Raw genomic sequence first — 516 nt, 5'->3', positions numbered from 1 at the left:
CTACAGTCGCAGACGGCAGGTCTCCTGGCTCGCGAGTCATCGCCTTGGGTAGCCGCCTTCCCGGGAATTCCCAGTGGTTTTCGGCCTTGGCTCTTCGCTTACAGTTGCGGGGACAGCCGCGGATTTGGGATTTTGCCCCGCACCGCATTCCCTCTTAGCCCTTGCCGTTGCGGGCAAGGGACCATCTGGAACCGGATTTAGGCTTTTGCGGGCGGCGGTGTCAACGCGAGCTTACGACACGGCTATGTCGGCCAGCGCCGCGCCCAAATCGCCGGCAGGCGTCACTTCGATGCGTTCGAGCCCGAGCCAACCTTGCATCTGCTTCAATTCCTCGAACAGCTCCGCAGCGGTTTCAGGCGGCGCACCGGGCTCGGCATAGGCCGCATGGACCCGCAGTATGCTGGCCGGGCGATCGGCCTTGAGGTCGACGCGTGCCACGATCCTGTCGCCGAGCAGGAACGGCAGGACATAATAGCCATACTGCCGCTTGTCGGCAGGTGTGTAGATCTCGATGCG

General features: G+C 63.2%; 1 protein-coding gene and 1 riboswitch. The gene reads right to left on the bottom strand.

Annotated elements, in window-relative coordinates:
* Nucleotides 1-201, bottom strand: a riboswitch (cobalamin riboswitch). This riboswitch is flagged as partial in the annotation.
* 30 nt (nucleotides 202-231) lie between these two features.
* Nucleotides 232-516 (bottom strand): crosslink repair DNA glycosylase YcaQ family protein (locus EOA22_RS36855; RefSeq protein WP_206521590.1); only part of this gene is annotated, 285 nt, incomplete at its 5' end.

This window comes from Mesorhizobium sp. M7A.F.Ca.US.014.04.1.1 (assembly GCF_003998745.1).
Taxonomy (GTDB): domain Bacteria; phylum Pseudomonadota; class Alphaproteobacteria; order Rhizobiales; family Rhizobiaceae; genus Mesorhizobium; species Mesorhizobium ciceri.
The sequence above is the reverse complement of the archived record's forward strand: the minus strand, read 5'-3'. Positions and strand labels throughout refer to the sequence as shown.